This is a genomic window from Pseudomonas sp. Q11, assembly GCF_024494355.1.
Classification (GTDB): domain Bacteria; phylum Pseudomonadota; class Gammaproteobacteria; order Pseudomonadales; family Pseudomonadaceae; genus Aquipseudomonas; species Aquipseudomonas hefeiensis.
The window spans coordinates 248,619-269,649 of sequence record NZ_JAKNQY010000004.1 but is presented as its reverse complement, the minus strand read 5'-3'; the positions used below and the strand labels follow the sequence as shown (position 1 = coordinate 269,649).

General features: G+C 60.3%; 21 protein-coding genes. 16 read left to right on the top strand and 5 right to left on the bottom strand.

Going from position 1 to position 21,031, the window contains the following annotated elements:
- The first annotated feature begins 268 nt into the window (after window positions 1-268).
- Entirely contained in the window at window positions 269-727 is a 459-nt protein-coding gene (locus MA884_RS07010; RefSeq protein WP_256229709.1) for a transposase, read from the top strand.
- A gap of 185 nt (window positions 728-912) precedes the next feature.
- On the opposite strand, the gene MA884_RS07005 is transcribed toward MA884_RS07010, so the two are convergent.
- Entirely contained in the window at window positions 913-1,563 is a 651-nt protein-coding gene (locus MA884_RS07005; RefSeq protein WP_256229707.1) for an HAD family hydrolase, read from the bottom strand.
- 89 nt (window positions 1,564-1,652) lie between these two features.
- The gene (locus tag MA884_RS07000; RefSeq protein ID WP_256229706.1) at window positions 1,653-2,198 is read right to left on the bottom strand and encodes a gamma carbonic anhydrase family protein; all 546 of its coding nucleotides are present in this window, start codon (window positions 2,196-2,198) and stop codon (window positions 1,653-1,655) included.
- Window positions 2,199-2,297: 99 nt separating this feature from the next.
- On the opposite strand from MA884_RS07000, the gene prlC reads away from it, so the two are divergent.
- The 3 genes from prlC to MA884_RS06985 all read left to right on the top strand — a co-directional run bounded on the left by prlC (window position 2,298) and on the right by MA884_RS06985 (window position 6,756).
- Entirely contained in the window at window positions 2,298-4,349 is a 2,052-nt protein-coding gene (gene prlC, locus MA884_RS06995) for an oligopeptidase A (RefSeq protein ID WP_256229705.1), read from the top strand.
- Entirely contained in the window at window positions 4,346-4,624 is a 279-nt protein-coding gene (locus MA884_RS06990) for a YheV family putative zinc ribbon protein (protein ID WP_047230061.1), read from the top strand. Before prlC ends, MA884_RS06990 begins: the two co-directional genes overlap by 4 nt.
- Before the next feature lie 140 nt (window positions 4,625-4,764).
- A complete protein-coding gene (locus tag MA884_RS06985) occupies window positions 4,765-6,756 on the top strand; it encodes a M3 family metallopeptidase (RefSeq protein WP_256229704.1) in 1,992 nt (663 codons plus the stop codon).
- Here the strand turns inward: MA884_RS06985 and MA884_RS06980 are convergent.
- Window positions 6,732-7,412 carry a tyrosine-protein phosphatase gene (locus MA884_RS06980; RefSeq protein ID WP_256229703.1) on the bottom strand — a complete coding sequence of 227 codons (681 nt, stop codon included), beginning with the start codon at window positions 7,410-7,412 and terminating at the stop codon, window positions 6,732-6,734. The two genes, MA884_RS06985 and MA884_RS06980, sit on opposite strands and share 25 nt — an antisense overlap.
- A gap of 181 nt (window positions 7,413-7,593) precedes the next feature.
- Between MA884_RS06980 and MA884_RS06975 the strand changes: the two genes are divergently transcribed.
- The 3 genes from MA884_RS06975 to MA884_RS06965 all read left to right on the top strand — a co-directional run bounded on the left by MA884_RS06975 (window position 7,594) and on the right by MA884_RS06965 (window position 11,214).
- Window positions 7,594-8,652 (top strand): PA0069 family radical SAM protein, encoded by a 1,059-nt coding sequence (locus tag MA884_RS06975; RefSeq protein ID WP_256229702.1) that lies wholly within the window; start codon window positions 7,594-7,596, stop codon window positions 8,650-8,652.
- Between the two features lie 207 nt (window positions 8,653-8,859).
- Window positions 8,860-9,591 (top strand): carbonic anhydrase, encoded by a 732-nt coding sequence (locus MA884_RS06970; protein ID WP_047230057.1) that lies wholly within the window; start codon window positions 8,860-8,862, stop codon window positions 9,589-9,591.
- Between the two features lie 93 nt (window positions 9,592-9,684).
- Window positions 9,685-11,214: a SulP family inorganic anion transporter gene (locus tag MA884_RS06965; RefSeq protein ID WP_256229700.1), complete on the top strand. Its 1,530-nt coding sequence runs from the start codon at window positions 9,685-9,687 to the stop codon at window positions 11,212-11,214.
- 165 nt (window positions 11,215-11,379) lie between these two features.
- Here MA884_RS06965 and MA884_RS06960 read toward each other — a convergent pair whose 3' ends face one another.
- Window positions 11,380-12,030, bottom strand: coding sequence for a hypothetical protein (locus tag MA884_RS06960; protein ID WP_256229699.1), 651 nt, complete (start codon window positions 12,028-12,030; stop codon window positions 11,380-11,382).
- 372 nt (window positions 12,031-12,402) lie between these two features.
- Here MA884_RS06960 and coxB point away from each other — a divergent pair, with 372 nt between their 5' ends.
- The 4 genes from coxB to MA884_RS06940 all read left to right on the top strand — a co-directional run bounded on the left by coxB (window position 12,403) and on the right by MA884_RS06940 (window position 16,780).
- Window positions 12,403-13,530 carry a cytochrome c oxidase subunit II gene (gene coxB, locus MA884_RS06955; RefSeq protein WP_256229698.1) on the top strand — a complete coding sequence of 376 codons (1,128 nt, stop codon included), beginning with the start codon at window positions 12,403-12,405 and terminating at the stop codon, window positions 13,528-13,530.
- Window positions 13,531-13,612: 82 nt separating this feature from the next.
- Window positions 13,613-15,199, top strand: coding sequence for a cytochrome c oxidase subunit I (gene ctaD / locus MA884_RS06950; RefSeq protein ID WP_047230053.1), 1,587 nt, complete (start codon window positions 13,613-13,615; stop codon window positions 15,197-15,199).
- Window positions 15,200-15,316: 117 nt separating this feature from the next.
- Entirely contained in the window at window positions 15,317-15,868 is a 552-nt protein-coding gene (locus tag MA884_RS06945) for a cytochrome c oxidase assembly protein (RefSeq protein WP_256229697.1), read from the top strand.
- Window positions 15,869-15,892: 24 nt separating this feature from the next.
- Window positions 15,893-16,780 carry a cytochrome c oxidase subunit 3 gene (locus MA884_RS06940; RefSeq protein ID WP_256229696.1) on the top strand — a complete coding sequence of 296 codons (888 nt, stop codon included), beginning with the start codon at window positions 15,893-15,895 and terminating at the stop codon, window positions 16,778-16,780.
- A gap of 24 nt (window positions 16,781-16,804) precedes the next feature.
- Here the strand turns inward: MA884_RS06940 and MA884_RS06935 are convergent, their stop codons facing one another.
- A complete protein-coding gene (locus MA884_RS06935) occupies window positions 16,805-17,008 on the bottom strand; it encodes a twin transmembrane helix small protein (RefSeq protein ID WP_256229695.1) in 204 nt (67 codons plus the stop codon).
- 70 nt (window positions 17,009-17,078) lie between these two features.
- Here MA884_RS06935 and MA884_RS06930 point away from each other — a divergent pair, with 70 nt between their 5' ends.
- The 5 genes from MA884_RS06930 to MA884_RS06910 are packed head-to-tail and all read left to right on the top strand — an operon-like array spanning window position 17,079 to window position 20,984.
- A complete protein-coding gene (locus tag MA884_RS06930; RefSeq protein ID WP_256229694.1) occupies window positions 17,079-17,816 on the top strand; it encodes an SURF1 family protein in 738 nt (245 codons plus the stop codon).
- Entirely contained in the window at window positions 17,782-18,375 is a 594-nt protein-coding gene (locus tag MA884_RS06925; protein ID WP_256229693.1) for a hypothetical protein, read from the top strand. The genes MA884_RS06930 and MA884_RS06925 overlap by 35 nt, the downstream gene beginning before the upstream one ends.
- Window positions 18,376-18,385: 10 nt before the next feature.
- Window positions 18,386-19,465: a heme A synthase gene (locus tag MA884_RS06920; protein ID WP_256229692.1), complete on the top strand. Its 1,080-nt coding sequence runs from the start codon at window positions 18,386-18,388 to the stop codon at window positions 19,463-19,465.
- On the top strand, window positions 19,453-20,352 hold the full coding sequence (cyoE, locus tag MA884_RS06915) for a heme o synthase (protein WP_256229691.1): 900 nt from the start codon (window positions 19,453-19,455) through the stop codon (window positions 20,350-20,352). The genes MA884_RS06920 and cyoE overlap by 13 nt, the downstream gene beginning before the upstream one ends.
- Window positions 20,349-20,984 (top strand): SCO family protein, encoded by a 636-nt coding sequence (locus tag MA884_RS06910; RefSeq protein ID WP_256229690.1) that lies wholly within the window; start codon window positions 20,349-20,351, stop codon window positions 20,982-20,984. Before cyoE ends, MA884_RS06910 begins: the two co-directional genes overlap by 4 nt.
- Window positions 20,985-21,031: the final 47 nt, after the last annotated feature.

Sequence of the window (21,031 nt, the reverse complement as noted above, 5' to 3'; positions counted from 1 at the left end):
GCAGTACCCTGAGTTTTGCTCCCACAGGGCAGTACCCTGAGTTTTGCTCCCACAGGGCAGTACCCTGAGTTTTGCTCCCACAGAGCAGTACCCTGAGTTTTGCTCCCACAGGGCAGTGCTCGGAATGAGGCACTAAGGGTGTCATCTGTGGGAGCAAGGCTTGCCCGCGATGACGTTCGCCCAGACACATCCTGCTCCAACATTCCAAGTCAGATCCGTTGCCGCTGTCCTAGCCTTGAGACAAAGGACAGATCAAGGAGGATCACTGATGACGACACTGCCTCACTCCAATCAGTTGCGTTTCGGGCGTTATTCGCAGCCTGGGCAAATTTATTTACTGACGGCGATTACGCGGGATCGCGAGCCGGCTTTTGGCCGCTTCGAGACAGGACGCTTGGTGGTTGATGCCTTTCGCAAGGCCCAGCAAGAACAATTTGCCCATTCGTTGGCCTGGGTGGTGATGCCAGACCATTTTCACTGGCTGATCGAGCTGCAGGGAATCGGACTTTCAAAACTGATGGCGCGAACGAAGTCTCGGACCACGGTCACCTTCAATCGATTGATGCAGCGGCAAGGATCGCTTTGGCAGGCGGGATTCCATGACCGAGCCATTCGCAAGGAGGAAGATTTACACGCAGTCGCACGGTATATCGTGGCGAATCCGCTGCGGGCAGGTCTAGTTAAGAAAATTGGGGACTATCCATTGTGGGATGCCATATGGGTATGAGTCGGTTCAGGCTGTGTCCATGAGGGCCTCATCGCGAGCAAGCTTTGCTCCCACAGAGCAGTACTCACACACACTTTTGCTCCCACATAGCAGTGCTCTGAATTTCCTCCCACAGGGCAGTACTCGGAATGAAGTACTGAGGTTGTCATCTGTGGGAGCAAGGCTTGCCCGCGATAGCAATATGGCTAACCCCGCAAAAACGCCCGATGCAACTCATCCAGCGTCTTAAAGTGATACGCCGGCCCCTCGGCATTCAGCTCCTCATAACTGCCAAACCCATAGCCCACCGCCGCCGCATCCAGCCCATTGCTACTAGCGCCAATCAAATCGTGCTTGCGGTCGCCAATCATCAAGGTATTCGCCGGGTCGAGGCCCTCTTCAGCCATCAGGTGAGCAATCAACTCAACTTTGTCGGTGCGCGTACCGTCCAGCTCACTGCCATAGATCACTTTGAAATGCCGGGCGAAATCGAAGTGGCGGGCGATTTCCCGGGCGAAGACCCAGGGTTTGGAGGTGGCGATGTACAGTTGCCGGCCCTGCTCACCCAAGGTTTCCAGCAGGGGCACTACGCCGTCGAAGACGCGGTTTTCGTACAACCCGGTGACTTTGAAGCGCTCGCGATAAAAATTCACCGCCTCCCAGGCTTTCGTTTCATCGAAGTCATAAAACTGCATGAAGGCCTGCAACAGCGGCGGGCCGATGAAGTGTTCGAGGCGAGTGAGGTCGGGTTCGTCGATGCCCAGTTGGCTCAAGGCGAACTGGATCGAACGGGTAATGCCCTCGCGGGGGTCGGTGAGGGTGCCGTCGAGGTCGAAGAGTACGGTCTGGTAATGCATTGCAGTTCCTGGGAGTAATGGGGCTGCTGCGCAGCCCAGCGGGAGCAAGCTCCCTCGCCACGATGATATGGAGGTGGCAGGCGACCCCGTCAGGCCTGGTCGTAGCCTTCGGCCAGGTGCAGGTCCTTGAGCTTCACGTAGTTCGCCGCGCTGTAGGTGAAAAAGGCGCGTTCCTTGTCGGTCAGTGGCCGGGCCTGTTTCACTGGACTGCCCACATACAGAAAGCCGCTCTCCAGGCGTTTGCCCGGCGGTACGAGGCTGCCGGCACCGATGATCACGTCATCTTCCACCACCGCGCCGTCCATGACGATGCTGCCCATGCCGATCAGGACCCGGCTGCCCACGGAGCAGCCATGGAGCATGACTTTGTGGGCGATGGTCACGTCGTCGCCGATCAGCAGCGGGAAGCCATCAGGATTGAAGGGGCCGGCGTGGGTGATGTGCAGCACGCAGCCATCCTGGACGCTGGTGCGGGCGCCGATACGGATGCGGTGCATGTCGCCGCGAATGACCGTCAGCGGCCAGACGGAGCTGTCTTCGCCGATCTCGACGTCGCCGATCACCACCGCAGTGCTGTCGACAAAAGCACCCTGGGCAAGCCGTGGGTGGTGATTCTGGTACGTGCGAAGGGTCACGATAGGCTCTCTCTTTTTGGCTGATAGCGGCTGCTAGCTGCGGTGAACGTCGATTGTAATTAAGATGGGCCCATGTTTCTTCCAGCCAAGGTGTCAACCGTGAGCGTGAACAACCCTCTTTTGCAACCCTACGACCTGCCGCCGTTCTCAGCGATCCGTGCCGAGCACGTGCAACCGGCCATCGAGCAGATCCTGGCTGACAACCGTGCCGCCATTGCTGAAATCCTCAAGACCCAAGGCCAGCAGCCTACTTGGGCCGGCCTGGTGCTGGCGATGGACGAACTCAATGATCACCTGGGCGCTGCCTGGAGCCCGGTGAGCCATTTGAACGCCGTGCGCAACAGCCCTGAACTGCGTGAAGCCTACGAGGCCTGCCTGCCGGCGCTGAGTGCTTACTCCACCGAGCTGGGCCAGAACCGCGAGCTGTTCCAGGCCTTCGAAGCCCTGGCGAACAGCCCCGAAGCCGCCGGTTTCGACGTGGCGCAGAAAACCATCCTGGAACATTCCCTGCGGGACTTCCGTCTGTCGGGTATCGATCTGCCGCCCGAGCAGCAGAAGCGCTACGCCGAAGTGCAAAGCAAACTGTCGGAACTGGGCAGCCGCTTCTCCAACCAATTGCTGGACGCGACCCAGGCCTGGACCAAACACATCACCGATGAAGCCGCCCTCGCCGGCCTGACCGACTCGGCCAAGGCGCAAATGGCCGCTGCGGCCCAGGCCAAAGAACTGGACGGCTGGCTGATCAACCTGGAATTCCCCAGCTATTACGCAGTGATGACCTACGCCGAAGACCGCGCCCTGCGTGAAGAAATCTACGCTGCCTACTGCACCCGCGCGTCAGACCAAGGCCCCAACGCCGGTCAGAACGATAACACCCCGGTGATGGAACAGATCCTCGACCTGCGCCAGGAACTGGCCCAACTGCTGGGCTTCGCCAACTTCGCCGAGTTGAGCCTGGCGACCAAAATGGCTGAGTCCAGTGATCAGGTCCTCAGCTTCCTGCGCGACCTGGCCAAGCGCAGCAAACCATTTGCCGCCCTGGACCTGGAACAGCTGAAGGCCTTCGCCGCCGAACAAGGCTGCCCCGACCTGCAAAGCTGGGACAGTGGTTTCTACGGTGAAAAACTGCGCCAGCAGCGTTACAGCGTCGCCCAGGAAGCCCTGCGCGCCTACTTCCCGATCGATAAGGTGTTGAGCGGTCTGTTCGCCATCGTGCAACGCCTCTATGGCATCGAGATTGCCGAGCTGAAAGGCTTCGACAGCTGGCACCCGGACGTGCGCCTGTTCGAAATCAAGGAAAACGGCCAGCACGTCGGCCGTTTCTTCTTCGACCTCTACGCCCGCGCCAACAAACGCGGCGGTGCCTGGATGGACGGCGCTCGCGACCGTCGCCGCACCTTCGAGGGCGTGCTGCAAAGCCCGGTCGCCAACCTGGTGTGCAACTTCACCCCGGCCGACAGCGGCAAACCAGCGCTGCTGACCCACGACGAAGTCACTACCCTGTTCCACGAGTTCGGCCATGGCCTGCACCACCTGCTGACCCGCGTCGAACATGCCGGCGTGTCCGGCATCAACGGCGTGGCCTGGGATGCCGTGGAGCTGCCGAGCCAGTTCATGGAAAACTGGTGTTGGGAACCCGAGGGCCTGGCGCTGATTTCCGGCCATTACGAAACCGGTGAACCGCTGCCCCAGGACCTGCTGGAAAAAATGCTCGCGGCAAAAAACTTCCAGTCCGGCCTGATGATGGTCCGCCAGTTGGAATTCTCGCTGTTCGACTTCGAACTGCACGCCACCCACGGCGATGGCCGCAGTGTGCTGCAAGTGCTCGAAGGCGTGCGCGACGAAGTCTCGGTGATGCGTCCGCCGGCCTACAACCGCTTCCCTAACAGCTTTGCCCACATCTTCGCCGGCGGTTATGCGGCGGGTTACTACAGCTATAAGTGGGCGGAAGTGTTGTCGGCCGATGCGTTCTCCAAGTTCGAAGAGGACGGCGTACTCAACGCCGATACCGGTCGCGCCTTCCGTGAAGCGATCCTGGCCCGTGGCGGTTCTCAGGAGCCGATGGTGCTGTTCGTCGACTTCCGTGGCCGTGAGCCGTCGATTGACGCACTCTTGCGCCATAGCGGTCTGACCGAGGATGCAGCGGCATGAGCGAGGGGCCTGTGATTACCAAAAGACGCTTTATCGCCGGGGCAGTCTGTCCGGCGTGCAGCGAACCGGACAAGTTGATGATGTGGAACGAAGACGGCGTGCCGCACCGCGAATGCGTGGCCTGCGGTTATTCCGACACGCTCAACGAACAAGGCCTGTCGGTGCCCAAGGAATTGGGCACCCGAGTCAATACATCGGCGCTAAAAGTCCCGGATGCCAAGGTTCAGGCGGTGCAATTTTTCCCCAATCCCAAGCTGAAGAAAAAAACCGACTGAAATCTTCGGCATCACCTTCCGGGCCGCCCGGCCCGGAAGCGATACATATATACCACCAGGCTTTATCCCTTCCCGCCCAGACTGTTCAGCAAGTCCAGACTGACAGGAAGGCTGCCATGCCCGACGATGACAACCCGCTGTTGCAGGCCTACGACCTGCCCCCTTTTTCGCTGATCAACGCCGAACATTTTTCACCGGCCCTCGACCGGATCCTTGCTCAAAGCCGGGATCAGGTAACCGAAATCATCAAGACCCAGACAGCTTTCCCCACCTGGGACGACCTGGTGCTGGCCATGGACGAAATCCATGCACGATTGAAAGGTTTCAGCTACGTGCTGGAGCGTCTGACCTTGACCAGGACGGGGGACGCCTGGACACAGGCTTGGCGCGACTGCAGCGAACGGTTGCACGATTACCAGAGGTCGCTGAAGCAAAATCCAGAATTGTTTCAACTCTTCCAGCAACTGGCGAACAGCCAGATAGCCAGGCATTTCACATCGGCGAGAAAACGAACGCTGGAAAAGATCCTCCGGCAGTTTCGCCAGAACGGATTGGCACACACCTCACCGGCAGACCTGAAAGACCTGACGCTACGCATCCAAGGCGCCCGGAGCTTGTTCCTGGAGCACTTGCACGAGGCCAATAAAGCCTGGAGCAAAACGTTTGTCGACGAGGCTCAGTTGAGCGGCCTACCGTCGTCTTTCAAACAACGCATGGCCGACCAGGCGCGTGAGGCTGGGCGCAAAGGCTGGTTGCTGACGCTCAATGAGGAATCGTTTCGTATCGTCACCCGCTACGCTGACAATCACCTTTTGCGCAAGCAAATCTATGTCGCCTTCAGCACGCGCGCATCGGATCAAGGGCCGCATGCCGGGGTGTTCGACAACGGCGACGTACTCTCGCAGTTGCTCAGGGATCGTCATCAGTACGCCACCTTACTGGGCTATTTGAATTACGCCCAAATGGCGATCGAGCCGGAGCAAGCCGAGTCGCCCGAACAGGTCCTGTCGTTCTTGCAAGGGCGGCTCGCCCAGCAGCACAGCGCGTTTATCCAAGACGCCGAGCAACTGCAGGCATTTGCCACGACACAAGGTTTCAACGGGCTTGAGCCTTGGAACCTTCAATACCTGGCAGAAAAGCTCCGTCGGCAGACAGCAGGTATTTCAGAGCAAACAGTCAGCGCCTGGTTTGCGCTGGAGTCCACTTTTTCACAACTGCGGCTGATCGCCAGGGACCTGTTCGGCGTGATCATCGCTGAACGTCGGGATGTGGCTACCTGGCATCCGGACGTGCGTCTTTTTGAAGTCCGTGAGCGGGACGAAATCATTGGCTACATCTACTTCGACCCGTTTGAAGTGGCGAACCAGGACGGGTTCCCCAATACCACGACCCTGCGCAACCGTCGCCTCACGGCCGAGGGCCGCCCCCGCCACCCCATCGCCGCCTTGCATGGCTGGTTGCCGCGTGGCTCAAGTGCAGACCCCGTATTACTGGATCATCGGCAGCTACGAATCCTTTTTCATGAATTCGGCCATTGCCTGCACCATGTATTGACTCGGGCAGAATATCGCGGGGTTTCAGGTATCTCGGAGCTTTCCCGGGATACGGCCGAATTTGCCGGAGTATTGTTCGAGAAATGGTGCTTCTCCAAACAGTGCCTGATCCGTATATCAAAGCATCATCAAACCGGGGCGCCCTTACCGGACAAAATCGCCGATCAGTTGCTGGTTTACCTCAATACCCAAACCAGTTGGGACACCGCCGCGTTCTTGCGCGATGCGTTATTCGACATGGAGTTGCACCGCAGCCACGGCGATGGACGTACAGCCCAACAAGTATTCGATCAAATCAGCGGACAAGTAGGGCATCTGCCGGTGTTCGCGAACGAACGTTGGCCCAATGGCCTGGACTACATCGTCACGGGCTATGCAGCCGGGATCTACGCCTATGCCTGGTCAAGGGAATCGGCCAGTACCGTCTTCCAGACATTCAAACGCGATGGACTGTTCAACGCGGCAACGGGCCGGGCATTGCGCGAAACGATCTTCGCACCGGGGGATTCGCGACCGTTGTCCGAATCCATAGTCGCCTTCCGGCACGCAACCGATCATCGCCCGGGGACATCCCCGTGAGGGTCGAGATAATGCGCTGTGGTGGTTGAGTTGACCCAACTTTTCAGGGAGCAAAGAGCAAAAGCGCTGGTGCTGCAATCGCCGTTGGCCAGCGCAATGCGGAGCTTCTCAATATCGGCCCGCATCATGTAACGAATCCCGTCCTTGAAGTGCGGGTTGTTGCCAAAGCCGCCTTCCGTCATTTCATTCAAGGCCTCCTCTTTGCTCCAACCCTGTACGACCACTCTGTACATGGCTGCCACCAACCCGGTGCGGTCCGAACCATGCTTGCAGTGCATCAGCACCGGGCCATCGGCTTCGGCGACCTGAATGGCGCGCAGGGCGGCGAGGATATCGCTGTCGTCCACATGATTGGTGCGATAAGGCAACTGCACTTGCTTGACGCCAGGTGTGGATAACCAATTGGCATCCGACTCCGGCAGAAAGGTGATGACCGTGCCGATGTTGAGTCTCGTCAGCAGAGGCAAGGCATCAGTGTCCGGCAAGGCGCTGCGGTAAAGCGCGAGCGACATTTGATAAAGGTTGTAGCGCTTTTCCACTGGTTGGGCCCATTCGGAAGACCTCGCCTCGTCCAAGTCGGCCGCCAGGGCCTGGGACTCGGCAAATACCAGGCACAAGGACAGAAGAAGCAGCGAGCGGTAATGGCGTTTGAACATGCGTGGACGACCGAAACGAAGAAGAACGAGACCGTCAGTTTCGGCACGAGCCAGTTAAAGGCCTGTGAGCAAGACGTCAACACAACGTGAACACCCTCCATAAGTCGTGGGCTGCTGAACGGCGCTGGTCTAATTCAACTCCAGCGAATACTGTATGTACATACAGCAACGGAGCCTTCCAATGTCCATCTCTCTTCCGCCCCGTGGCCGTGGCACCGCCACCAACCCGCACAACCGCTTCGCCCCGAGTCGCTCGGTGGTCGAAGATGATGGCTGGTATCAGGAAGTACCGCCGACCCAAGGCACCGAAGTGCGGATCGAAACGGCCAAGACCATCATCACCCGCAACACCTCGCCGGATCTCCCGTTCGACCGCTCCATCAATCCTTACCGGGGCTGTGAGCATGGCTGCATCTACTGCTATGCGAGGCCCAGCCACGCTTACTGGGACATGTCGCCCGGGCTGGATTTCGAAACCAGACTGATCGCCAAGACCAATGCCGCCGATGTGCTGGAGGAGCAGCTGTCCGGGCGCGGTTATCAATGCGCGCCGATCAATCTGGGTTCCAATACCGACCCTTACCAGCCCATCGAACGCGAACATCGCATTACTCGTCGGATTCTCGAAGTGCTGCTGCGCTACCGTCATCCGGTGACCATCGTCACCAAAGGCTCGCTGATTCTGCGCGACCTGGACCTGCTGACCGAGCTGGCGCAACAGCGCCTGGTCAAGGTCATGATCAGCCTCACCACTCTGGACGATGAACTCAAGCGCATCCTCGAACCGCGTGCGGCGGCGCCCAAGGCGCGGTTGCGGGCGATCAAGGTCATGCGCGAGGCAGGCATTCCCGTGGGGGTGCTGTGTTCGCCGATGATCCCGATGATCAACGACAGCGAGATCGAAAACCTGCTGGCCGAGGCCCATGCCGCCGGCGCGCAAAGTGCCTCATACATCATGTTGCGCCTGCCATTGGAGGTCGCGCCGCTGTTCGAAGAATGGTTACAAGCGCACTACCCGCAACGCGCAGCTCATGTGCTGAGCCTAGTTCGCCAGAGCCGTGGCGGCGAACTGTATGACAGCCGCTTCGGTTCCCGGATGCGTGGCGAAGGCCCGTTCGCCGACCTGCTGGCCCAGCGTTTCGCCAAGGCGCTCAAGCGTCTGGGGCTAGAACGCCGGGAAGGTTACAATCTCGATTGCAATGCCTTTTGTCCGCCGGGCCGACAGATGTCTTTGATTTGATTAAAGTTGAACGTGAGGCATGGGCTGGCATGACCGGCACTTGCGCTCCCGGCCACACCTGTAATCGTTGTTCTAGAGCCTTTGATTCAGTTTGAGTTAAGTTTCGGCCGCTACCTTGTTCATCGAGTGACTGACAGGTCGAACACCTCGATCTGGATGTTTTTTAACCAGCCACACTGGTCACCAAACCGTCAAAGAGGATGAATCATGAGTGACAAGGATAAACAGCCGTTGGCTGCGTCGGCTTCAGCCCAACCCGAGGCGGAAACCGCCGATGCAGCGCTGCAGCATATTGTTGACGGCTTTTTGCATTTCCATCACGAAATCTTTCCGCAGCAGGAAGAACTCTTCAAGAAACTCGCCACCGCGCAAGCGCCCAGGGCGATGTTCATCACCTGCGCCGATTCGCGCATCGTGCCCGAGCTGATTACCCATAGCTCCCCAGGCGACCTGTTCGTGACCCGCAACGTCGGCAACGTCGTTCCGCCATACGGGCAGATGAACGGCGGCGTCTCTACCGCCATCGAATACGCCGTGCTGGCCCTCGGAGTGCAGCACATCATCGTCTGCGGTCACTCCGACTGCGGCGCCATGCGTGCAGTGTTGAATCCCGACACCCTGGAAAAAATGCCCACGGTCAAAGCCTGGCTGCGCCATGCTGAAGTGGCCAAGACCATGGTCCATGACAACTGCCCGTGCGGCGACGAAAAACAAATCATGCCTATCCTCACCGAAGAGAACGTGATCGCGCAGTTGCAGCATTTGCGAACGCATCCCTCGGTCGCCTCTCGCATGGCCAACGGCCAGTTGTTCATCCATGGCTGGGTGTACAACATCGAGACCAGCGAGATCAAAGCCTACGACGCGGACCAGGGCTGTTTCCTGCCGCTCGATGGCAGCCATCCGATTCCGGTGGCGACGCCTAAAGCGCGCTTCTAACCACTCCTAAACATCCTTGCGTGGTACAAGCCCAGCCTGCCATTTGAGCGGTCGGGCCTTGCCATGCCTGAAGAAAACTTCGGGAGAGTCGCCATGCGTGCTGCTCAATTAAAAGCTGTTCTGCCACGGGAGCTGTTGGCTTCCGTAGTGGTGTTTCTGGTGGCGCTGCCCTTGTGCATGGGCATTGCCATCGCGTCCGGCCTGCCACCGGCCAAAGGTCTGATCACCGGCATCATCGGTGGTCTGGTTGTGGGTTTTCTGGCCGGGTCCAAGTTGCAAGTCAGCGGCCCGGCCGCCGGGTTGGCGGTATTGGTCTTCGAACTGGTTCGCCAGCACGGCGTCGCGATGCTCGGGCCGATCCTGCTGCTGGCCGGTCTTCTACAGTTGCTGGCCGGGCGCTTTCGCCTGGGTTGCTGGTTCCGGGTGACCGCGCCCGCGGTGGTCTACGGGATGCTGGCGGGTATCGGCGTGCTGATCGTGTTGTCCCAGGTCCATGTGATGCTCGACGCGGTGCCGAAACCGTCAGGGCTGGATAATCTGGCGGCGTTTCCTGCGGCAGTGGCTCAGGCGTTGCCGTCCTTCGGCTGGCAGGCTGGTCTGCTCGGTTTGTCGACGATTGCGGTGATGTGGCTCTGGGAAAAGTTTCGCCCCCACAGCTTGCGCTTTGTTCCCGGTGCCCTGCTCGGCGTGGGTCTGGCGACCATTGCCAGCCTGCTGTTGGCCTTGCAGGTCAAGCGCGTGGAAGTCCCGGAGAACCTCGCCGAAGCCATTGATTGGCTGCGCCCGGCCGACCTGCTGAACCTGGCCGACCCCACGTTGCTGATCGCCGCGTTCGCCGTCGCTTTCATCGCCAGTGCCGAAACGCTGCTGTCGGCCGCTGCCGTGGACCGCATGCACAGCGGCGAACGCGCGGATTTCGACCGGGAACTGTCCGCCCAGGGCATCGGTAATATGCTCTGCGGCCTGCTCGGTGCCCTGCCGATGACTGGCGTGATCGTGCGCAGTTCGGCCAACGTCCAGGCCGGGGCGACCACGCGGATGTCGACGATTTTCCATGGCCTGTGGCTGTTGCTCTTCGTGCTGTTGCTGTCCAGCGTGCTGCAGAGCATTCCAGTGGCGAGCCTGGCGGGCGTGTTGGTGTACACCGGTTTCAAACTGGTGGACCTCAAGGCGTTCCGCGGGCTGGGACGTTATGGCCGGATGCCGATGTTCACCTATGCCGCGACGGCGCTGGCGATCATCTTCACCGACCTGCTGACCGGTGTACTGATCGGTTTCGGCCTGACCCTGGCGAAACTGGCCTGGAAAGCTTCGCGACTGAAAATCAGCCTGATCGACCTGCCCCCGGACGGTGAAATGGAACTGCGGTTGGTGGGGGCGGCAACCTTCCTGAAGGTACCGGCACTGACCCAGGTGCTGGGCACCATTCCCGCAGGCGCGACGGTGCATGTGCCGCTCAACAACCTGAGCTACATCGACCATTCGTGTCTGGAGTTGCTGGAAGAATGGGGCCGGGCGAATGCCAGCAAGGGCTCGAAGCTGTTGATCGAATCCCGCGGGCTCAAGCGCAGGCTGGAAGGGCGCTTGCGCACCACGGTGGGGGTGGGCGCAGCGGCTACCTGACACCTTGAGCACAATGTGGGAGCGAGCCTGCTCGCGATAGCGGTGAATCAGTCGACATTAATGTTGCAGGTTCAACCGCTATCGCGAGCAGGCTCGCTCCCACAGGGATCTGTGGTGGACACAATTTCTGTGAACACCCACAAGGGAATGAGCGTTTCAGCCAGATCAAGCCGCCGGTTGATCCAGCTCCAGCCCTACTCCCAACTGCCGCGACAGGCACGGCCAGCGTTTCCAGGCAGCGCCGGTGTCCGGGTTGCTGAGTTTTTCCCGGTAAGACTCCACCGACTCCAGCGCAAAGCTGTCTTCGTCGAGCATTTCATCTACCGCATGATGCACGGCTTCATCGAGCTGATTGGCAAAGGGTTCGCCGATCAAATGGTGAGCGATCAGGTTGGCCACCGTCATATCCAAGGGAATCAAGGGCTGGCCGAAGTGCTTGATGTACAGGTCGTTGACCTCCTCCACCAGCCGATGGGCCAGGTAGGCTTCATCCAGCAGGCTGTCCAGGCCAACGTGACCCTCCATGACCTTGGGTGGCTGGAGGAAAAACTGCTCGGCGATTTTCAGCACCGGTTTGATCTGCGATTCGATGCCAGCTTCGCGGGCCACCTCGTTGGCTGCGTCCAGCAGGTCGGGCACTTGCTCGATGTATGCGGTGACAAAACGGGTCATCACGCCCTTGGCGTCGATGTCCGGTAGTTGGATCGCGGCGTGCAGGTTCGGCAGCTGGGTTTCCAACTGACGCGTCAGCTGGCCGGTCTCGGCCTCGTGTTGTTGGGCTTTTTGGATCTGCTCGCGCAATGCGGCGGTGTTCATGACAACTCCAGGAAACAAGGCAATGAAATAAGAAAGACATAACTTAGCTGGCGCAAAAACACTCCTAAGACCTATTTTTCATAACTGGCTCGTCCTTGATACGCCACCGCTATATCGGTTTGCCATCACTCAGGTTCGCATCCTTCTCCATTCGTGGGCTCTAGCGCAAGCCCTGCCTGTTTCAAACGATTTACGCCATCGCGTTGCGAGGTTGCAGTCGCTGTCTATACTCGGTTTGGAATGGAGTTAGCTGATGACACCCGATTGCATGTGCAGCAAGGCGCGGCGAGTCAAGTTGGTAGTCTGAAGAGCCGATCCCTTGCCGCTGGCGTTACGCCGACGGGATAACAAGAACGATAAGGGGAACCCGCAATGACGCGACATCCACACGTATGGATGGGCCTCCTGTTGTGGTCGATTTTCAGTCCGGCGCAAGCAGCCTGGACTGTGAATATGGCGCCTGGAGCGACACAGATCAGCAATGCAGTGTTCGACCTGCACATGACCATCTTCTGGATCTGTGTAGTGATCGGCATCATCGTCTTCGGCGCCATGTTCTGGTCGATGATAATGCACCGCCGCTCAACCGGCCAAAACGCGGCCAATTTCCACGAAAACACCCGCGTCGAAATCCTCTGGACCATCGTGCCCTTCCTGATCCTGGTTGCAATGGCGGTTCCCGCCACCGCGACGCTGATCAAGATGTACGACTCCAGCGAGTCGGACATCGATATCCAGGTCACCGGCTATCAGTGGAAGTGGCACTACAAGTACCTGGGGCAGGACGTCGAGTTCTTCAGCAACCTGGCCACCCCCGCCGAACAAATCAATAACCAGAGCGCCAAGGGCGAACATTACCTGTTGGAAGTCGACAAGCCGCTGGTGCTGCCGGTCGATGCCAAGGTGCGCTTTCTGGTGACCTCCGCCGACGTGATCCACTCCTGGTGGGTACCGGCGTTTGCGGTCAAGCGCGATGCGATTCCAGGCTTCGTCAACGAAGCCTGGACCCGCGTCGACAAACCCGGCCTGTATCGCGGCCAGTGCGCCGAACTGTGCGGCAAGGACCACGGGTTCATGCCCATCGTGGTCGAGGTCAAGAGCAAGCCCGACTATGAAGCATGGCTGGCCGAGCGCAAGGCCGAAGCGGCGCAGCTCAAAGAGCTGACCAGCAAGGAATGGACCCTGCAAGAGCTCATCGAGCGTGGCGACAAGGTCTATCACACCACCTGCGTGGCCTGTCACCAGGCCGAAGGCCAAGGCCTGCCGCCGATGTTCCCGGCCCTCAAGGGCTCGAAAATCGCCACCGGGCCGATCAAGGATCACCTGAACATTGTCTTCCACGGCAAACCGGGCACCTCCATGGCGGCGTTCGGCAAACAATTGTCGGAAGTCGATATCGCCGCGGTCGTGACCTATGAACGTAACGCCTGGGGCAACAACAAGGGCGACATGGTTACGCCTAAAGAAGTGCTGGAACTCAAACAGGCAGAAAGCCAATGAGCCGGCCTGACGTTTGTTCCCGCAACCGGTCGCCGCTCACAGCCGCGCGCCGCCCAGCCCACTCGTTCGAAGGAGACAGGACATGAGTGCTGTGATCGATGACCACGGTCATGCCGACCACGCCCACGGCCCCGCCAAAGGGCTGATGCGCTGGGTACTGACCACCAACCACAAGGATATCGGCACGCTGTACCTGTGGTTCGCGTTCTCCATGTTCCTGCTGGGCGGCTCGTTCGCCATGGTGATCCGCGCCGAGCTGTTCCAGCCCGGCCTGCAGATCGTGCAGCCGGAGTTCTTCAACCAGATGACCACCATGCACGGCCTGGTGATGGTCTTCGGCGCGGTGATGCCGGCCTTCGTCGGCCTGGCCAACTGGATGATCCCGCTGATGATCGGGGCGCCGGACATGGCCCTGCCGCGCATGAACAACTTCAGTTTCTGGTTGTTGCCGGCGGCGTTCCTGATGCTGGTGTCGACGCTGTTCACCCCCGGCGGCGGGCCGAACTTCGGCTGGACCTTCTACGCGCCGCTGTCCACCACCTATGCGCCGGAAAGCGTGACGTTCTTTATCTTTGCCATCCACCTGATGGGCATCAGCTCGATCATGGGCGCGATCAACGTGGTCGCCACCATCCTCAACCTGCGCGCCCCCGGCATGACACTGATGAAAATGCCGCTGTTCGTCTGGACCTGGCTGATCACCGCGTTCCTGCTGATCGCAGTGATGCCGGTGCTGGCCGGCTGCGTGACGATGATGCTGATGGACATCCACTTCGGCACCAGCTTCTTCAGTGCCGCCGGTGGCGGTGACCCGGTGCTGTTCCAGCACGTGTTCTGGTTCTTCGGTCATCCCGAGGTGTACATCATGATCCTGCCGGCCTTCGGTGCCGTCAGCTCGATCATCCCGGCCTTCTCGCGCAAACCGCTGTTCGGCTACACCTCGATGGTTTATGCCACGGCGGCCATTGCGTTCCTGTCGTTCATCGTCTGGGCGCACCACATGTTCGTGGTGGGCATTCCGCTGGTGGGCGAGCTGTTCTTCATGTACGCCACCCTGCTGATCGCCGTGCCCACCGGGGTGAAGGTGTTCAACTGGGCCAGCACCATGTGGCAAGGCTCACTGACCTTCGAGACGCCGATGCTGTTTGCCGTGGCGTTCGTGATCCTGTTCTCCATCGGCGGCTTCTCCGGGCTGATGCTGGCCATCGCCCCGGCGGACTTCCAGTACCAGGACACCTATTTCGTGGTCGCGCACTTCCACTATGTACTGGTGCCCGGCGCGATCTTCGGGATCTTCGCCTCGGCCTACTACTGGCTGCCGAAATGGACCGGCCACATGTACGACGAAACCCTCGGCAAGCTGCACTTCTGGCTGTCGTTCGTCGGCATGAACCTGGCGTTCTTCCCGATGCACTTCGTCGGCCTGGCGGGCATGCCCCGGCGGATCCCGGACTACAACCTGCAGTTCGCCGACTTCAACATGGTCTCGTCCATCGGCGCGTTCATGTTCGGCACCACGCAGTTGTTCTTCCTGTTCATCGTGATCAAGACCATCCGCGGCGGCGAACCGGCTCCGGCCAAGCCGTGGGATGGGGCTGAAGGGTTGGAGTGGAGCGTGCCTTCACCGGCGCCGTATCACACCTTTACTACGCCGCCGGAAGTGAAATGAACACGCAAGCTTTTGTGGGAGCGAGCCTGCTCGCGATAGGTCCTACGCGGTGTGCCAGGCCCACCGCTATCGCGAGCAGGCTCGCTCCCACAGGGTTTGGTGCAAGAGATGACTGCCATGGCTGACTCGATTTCGCTGAAAAAACTGGTCACGCGCCTGTTGCTGGTGGTGGTGGCGATGTTTGTTTTCGGGTTTGCCCTGGTGCCGATCTACGACGTGATGTGCAAGGCCTTCGGCATCAACGGCAAGACCGCCGGGCAGTACGAAGGTGAACAAGTCGTCGATGAATCGCGCCAGGTGCGCGTGCAGTTCCTGTCGACCAACTCGGTGGACATGGTCTGGGATTTCTACCCCAAGGGCGATGAGCTGGTGGTTCAGCCGGGGGCGGTGAACGAGATGGTGTTCGTTGCCCACAACCCCACCGATCGGCCGATGAGCGCCCAGGCGGTTCCCAGTATCGCGCCGAGCAATGCGGCGGCCTATTTCCACAAGACCGAATGCTTTTGTTTTACCCAGCAAGTGCTGCAACCCGGTGAACGTATCGAAATGCCCATGCGCTTCATCGTTGACCGGGACATGCCCAAGGAAGTGAAGCACCTGACGCTGTCCTACACGCTGTTCGATATCACCGCTCGTCATCCACCGGTGGCTGTAAACACTGACCGATAGCGTGCCCGATAAGGAGAACAATAAATGGCAACTCACGAACACTATTACGTTCCGGCCCAGAGCAAATGGCCGATCATCGCCACCGTCGGGATGTTCGTCACGGTGTACGGCCTGGCGACCTGGTTCAACGACCTGAAGGCTGACCGGCCCGATTCCAACGGCCCGCTGATCTTTTTCGTTGGCGGCCTGCTGGTGGCCTACATGCTGTTCGGCTGGTTCGGCGCGGTGATCAAGGAAAGTCGCGCCGGGCTCTACAGTGCGCAGCTCGACCGCTCGTTTCGCTGGGGCATGAGCTGGTTCATCTTCTCCGAAGTGATGTTCTTCGTCGCGTTTTTCGGCGCCTTGTTTTATGTCCGAATGGTGTCGGCGCCGGGCTTGGCCGGTGAAGGCAGCAAGGGCCTGTCGGAGATGCTTTGGCCGAACTTCGAATACGTCTGGCCGTTGCTGAACAACCCCGATCCCAAGCTCTTCCCACCGCCCAAGGATGTGATCAGCCCTTGGGGCTTGCCGCTGCTCAACACCATCCTGCTGGTCAGTTCCAGCGTCACCGTGACCATCGCCCACCATGCCCTGAAAAAAGGCCATCGCGGTGCGCTGAAAATCTGGCTGGCTATCACCGTGCTGCTGGGTTGCGCCTTCCTGGGCTTCCAGGCCGAGGAATACATCCACGCCTATAAAGAGCTGGGCCTGACGTTGGGCTCGGGAATCTATGGCGCAACGTTCTTCATGCTCACCGGTTTCCACGGCGCTCACGTCACCATCGGCACAATCATTTTGTTCGTGATGCTGATGCGCGTCATGCGTGGGCACTTCGACAACGAACACCAGTTCGGTTTCGAGGCCGCGAGTTGGTACTGGCACTTCGTCGATGTGGTGTGGATCGGCTTGTTCTTCTTCGTCTACATACTCTGAGGCAACCGTTACCAGGGCGGCTCTTTACCAAGGAGCATGCGACACCAACTGGCCGCTGAAAAAGCCCCAGGCGATCAAGCCGACGGTGATAGCGGCCAAGCTGACCCGAATCGTCAGGGCGATGACCAGGCGATTGGAATCGCTTTCGTCCTTGACCAGAAAAAACAGGCCGCTGAACAGGCTCGCAATCGTAGCAATCAGCATCAGGACGATGGCTGCTTTTAGCATTAGGGACACTCCGGGGGGACGCGATGCACGTGAGTATAGCTATCTCGTTCGACAGCTTTGGAACGGCGCCATGAAGGCCTTCCGGCCAGGCATCGTGCCGTCACTGGTGGTAGCGGTTCTGTTGCCGGTGATGGTGTGCCTGGGGTTCTGGCAATTGAGCCGGGGCGAACAAAAGCGCGTGCTCATGGACAGTTACGCCGAACGCCGCGTGGCGCAGCCGATGGCCAGCGTCGAGTTGCAAGAGACGGCGGACCCGGCCTTTCGGCCGGTCAGCCTGCGGGGCCAGTTCGACGCCGAACACAGCATCCTGCTGGATAACCGCCAGCACGACGGCAAGGTCGGCGTGGAGTTGCTACAACCCTTTCTCGACCAGGCGACCGGGCTCTGGCTGCTGGTCAATCGCGGCTGGTTGCCCTGGCCTGACCGGCGCACTCCGCCGGCCTTCAGCACCCCCGAACAAGCGGTGAACCTTCAAGCCTGGGTCTACGTTGCTCCGGGCACCACGTTCCAGCTCCACGCCGACCCGGCCGACGCGCCGTGGCCGCGACTGGTGACCACCGTCGAACCGGACAAACTCTGGGCCGAACTGGGCCGCAACGGTTACGCCTACCAATTACGCCAGCAAAGTGGTCCCGGCGCCTATCGGACCGATTGGCCGGTAGTGGCCATGGGGCCGGAAAAACACCTCGGCTATGCCGTGCAGTGGTTCGCCATGGCGGCGGCGCTGTTCGGCCTTTTCCTTTATCTCGGATGGCACAACGCAGGGAGACAGCATGGGAACCACCATGAATCCAACCAACACGTCTGAGGCACCTACGGCGCGCAACCGTCGCAAGGGTCGCCTGCAACTGCTGCTGATCGTGCTCGGAGTGATCGGCCCGATGATCCTGGCCACCGGCATGTACAAATTCCAGTTCTGGGTCCCGGAAAACCGCAGCTACCACGGCGAACTGATCGGCAACGGCCAGACCCGCGCCGAGATTGGCGTACAGGCCGATGAGCAGCGCTGGCAGATCCTGGTCACGGCGCCGCAGGCATGTTCGGTGGATTGCCGGCAACTGGTGTACCTGGCCCGTCAGGTGCAGATCGGCCTGGGCCGCGACGCCTCCCGCGCCAGCCATGCCCTGGCCATCGCCCAGCCGCTGGACGCGGAATACGACGCCCAGTTGCAACGCGAATACCCCCAACTGCAACGCTACCCGCTGGACCTGCCGGCCTACCAGAAAGGCGCCCAAGGCAGCGGGGAAGCGCAGCTGTGGATCATCGATCCCCACAGCAACCTGGTGCTGCGCTATGACGCCCGGATCAAGGGCAAGGCACTGCTCAACGACCTGCGACATCTGTTGAAACTGTCGAACATCGGATGAGGGCAACGACATGGCCAAACCTGGATTTCGCCTCGCGCTGTTTGCCACGTTGCTGGCACTGATCGTCGTCCTGCTGGGCGCCTATACCCGGCTCACCCACGCCGGCCTCGGCTGCCCGGACTGGCCCGGCTGCTACGGTTTCATCAGCGTACCCAAGAGCGAAGCCCAACTGGCCCATGCCGAACTGCACTTTCCCGACGCCCCGGTGGAAGCCCACAAGGGCTGGAACGAGATGGTCCATCGCTACTTCGCCGGCCTGTTGGGCCTGATGATTACGGTGCTGGCCGCTCGGGCCTGGATGAACCGGCGTCACCCGGGCCTGCCCCTGAAGCTGCCGCTGTTTCTGCTGGCGGTGGTCTTCGCCCAAGCGGCGTTCGGCATGTGGACCGTGACCCTCAAGCTGTGGCCGCAAGTGGTGACCGGGCATTTGCTGGGCGGGTTCGCGACCCTGAGCCTGCTGTTTCTGCTCACGTTGAGATTGTCTGGTGTGTTGCCGGCGCTGACCGTGCCCAAGCGTCTGCAACATTGGGCCACCGCCGGGTTACTGCTGGTAATCGGCCAGATCGCCCTCGGCGGCTGGGTCAGTTCCAATTACGCCGCCGTAGCCTGCATTGATTTCCCGACCTGCCACGGGCAATGGCTGCCCCCGGCGGATTTTGCCAACGGCTTTCATCTGACCCAGCACATCGGCCCGAACTACCTGGGTGGCCAGCTCGACAGCGATGCGCGCACCGCCATTCACTTGACCCACCGTATCGGCGCGTTGCTGGTGACGGTGGTGCTGTTGGGGCTGGCCTGGCAATTGAAGACCGTCGGCATGACACGCCTGGCGGGGCTGGTGTTGGTGGCCCTGGCGGCCCAGATCAGCCTGGGCATCAGCAACGTGCTGTTCCACCTGCCGCTGCCCGTCGCCGTGGCCCACAACGCCGGAGGCGCCGCGCTGTTGTTGAGCCTGGTGCTGGTCAATTATCACGCCCGTACCAGCCTGGTCCGGGTCAAGCATCAAATCCCGCTGCGCTGGCGCTTCAATGCGCATAAACACAGCGCCAGCCCCCTCACAATAAAAGGAGAGATGCCATGGCAACCCTGACCGGTGAACGCCACAGCCAGGCGATCTGGCGCGATTATCTGGAGCTGACCAAGCCCAAAGTGGTGGTGTTGATGCTGATCACCTCGCTGGTGGGCATGTTCCTCGCCACCCGCGCCGGGGTGCCGTGGACGGTGCTGGTGTTCGGCAACCTGGGCATCGCCCTGTGTGCCGGCGGCGCGGCGGCGGTCAACCATGTGGTGGACCGGCGCATCGACGCGGTGATGGCCCGCACCCATAAACGCCCACTGGCCGAAGGTCGCGTCTCACCGGCCGCCGCACTGACCTTCGCCCTGGCACTGGCCGTGGCGGGCCAAGCGCTGTTGCTGGCGTTCACCAACCCGCTGACCGCCTGGCTGACCCTGGCCTCCTTGCTCGGTTATGCGGTGATCTACACGGGTTTTCTCAAACGGGCGACGCCGCAGAACATCGTCATCGGCGGCCTGGCCGGCGCCGCGCCACCATTGCTGGGCTGGGTGGCCGCCACGGGTCATGTCAGCGCCGAACCGCTGCTGCTGGTGCTGATCATCTTCGCCTGGACCCCGCCGCACTTCTGGGCCCTGGCGATTCATCGCAAAGAGGAATACGCCAAGGCCGACATCCCGATGCTGCCGGTGACCCACGGCGAGCACTACACCAAGATCCATATCCTGCTGTACACCCTGGTGCTGCTGGCGGTGAGCCTGATGCCCTTTGTGATCCAGATGAGCGGCTTGCTGTACCTGGTGTGCGCGCTCGTGCTGGGCGCCAGGTTTCTGCAATGGGCCGTGGTGTTGTACCGTGGCAGTCGGCCGCACGCGGCGATCAACACGTTCAAGTACTCTATCTGGTACTTGTTCCTGCTGTTCATTGCCCTGCTTGTAGATCACTACTTACTGTTGAGCCTATGACTCGAACCCAGAAAACCGTCTTCATTCTCGTGGCCGTGATCGCGCTGATCCTCGGCCTGACCATCAATAAAGTGCTGACCGGCAAGGGCGAAGGCGACCCCACGGCGCTGATCGACGCCGGCATCATCCTGCTGCCTCAGAGCCGCAACCTGCCGGACGTAAAAATGACCGACCAGGACGGTCAGCCCGTGGCGATGGACGGGTTGAAAGACAAATGGAGCCTGCTGTTCTTCGGCTACACCTTCTGCCCGGACATCTGCCCGACCACCCTCGCCCAACTGCGCCAGATCAAAAGCGAACTGCCGGCGGAGGCTGTGGATAAGTTGCAGATCGTACTGGTGAGCGTCGACCCGAACCGCGACACGCCCAAGCAACTCAAGCAGTACCTGGGCTACTTCGACCCGCAGTTCATAGGCCTGACCCCGTCATCGATCGAAGACCTGCAGAAGGTCGCCAACGCGGTGAGCATCCCGTTCATCCCGGCGGACACCAGCAAACCCAACTACACGGTCGATCACAGCGGCAACCTCGCCGTCATCGGACCAGACGGTACTCAACGCGGGTTTATTCGTGCGCCGTTGAATAACCAGAAACTGGTGGCGCAGTTGCCGGAGATGCTTAAGCGTAAATAACGGCGCAACCTTTATAGCGCGGGGACTCGCCCCACCCGTAGGAGCTG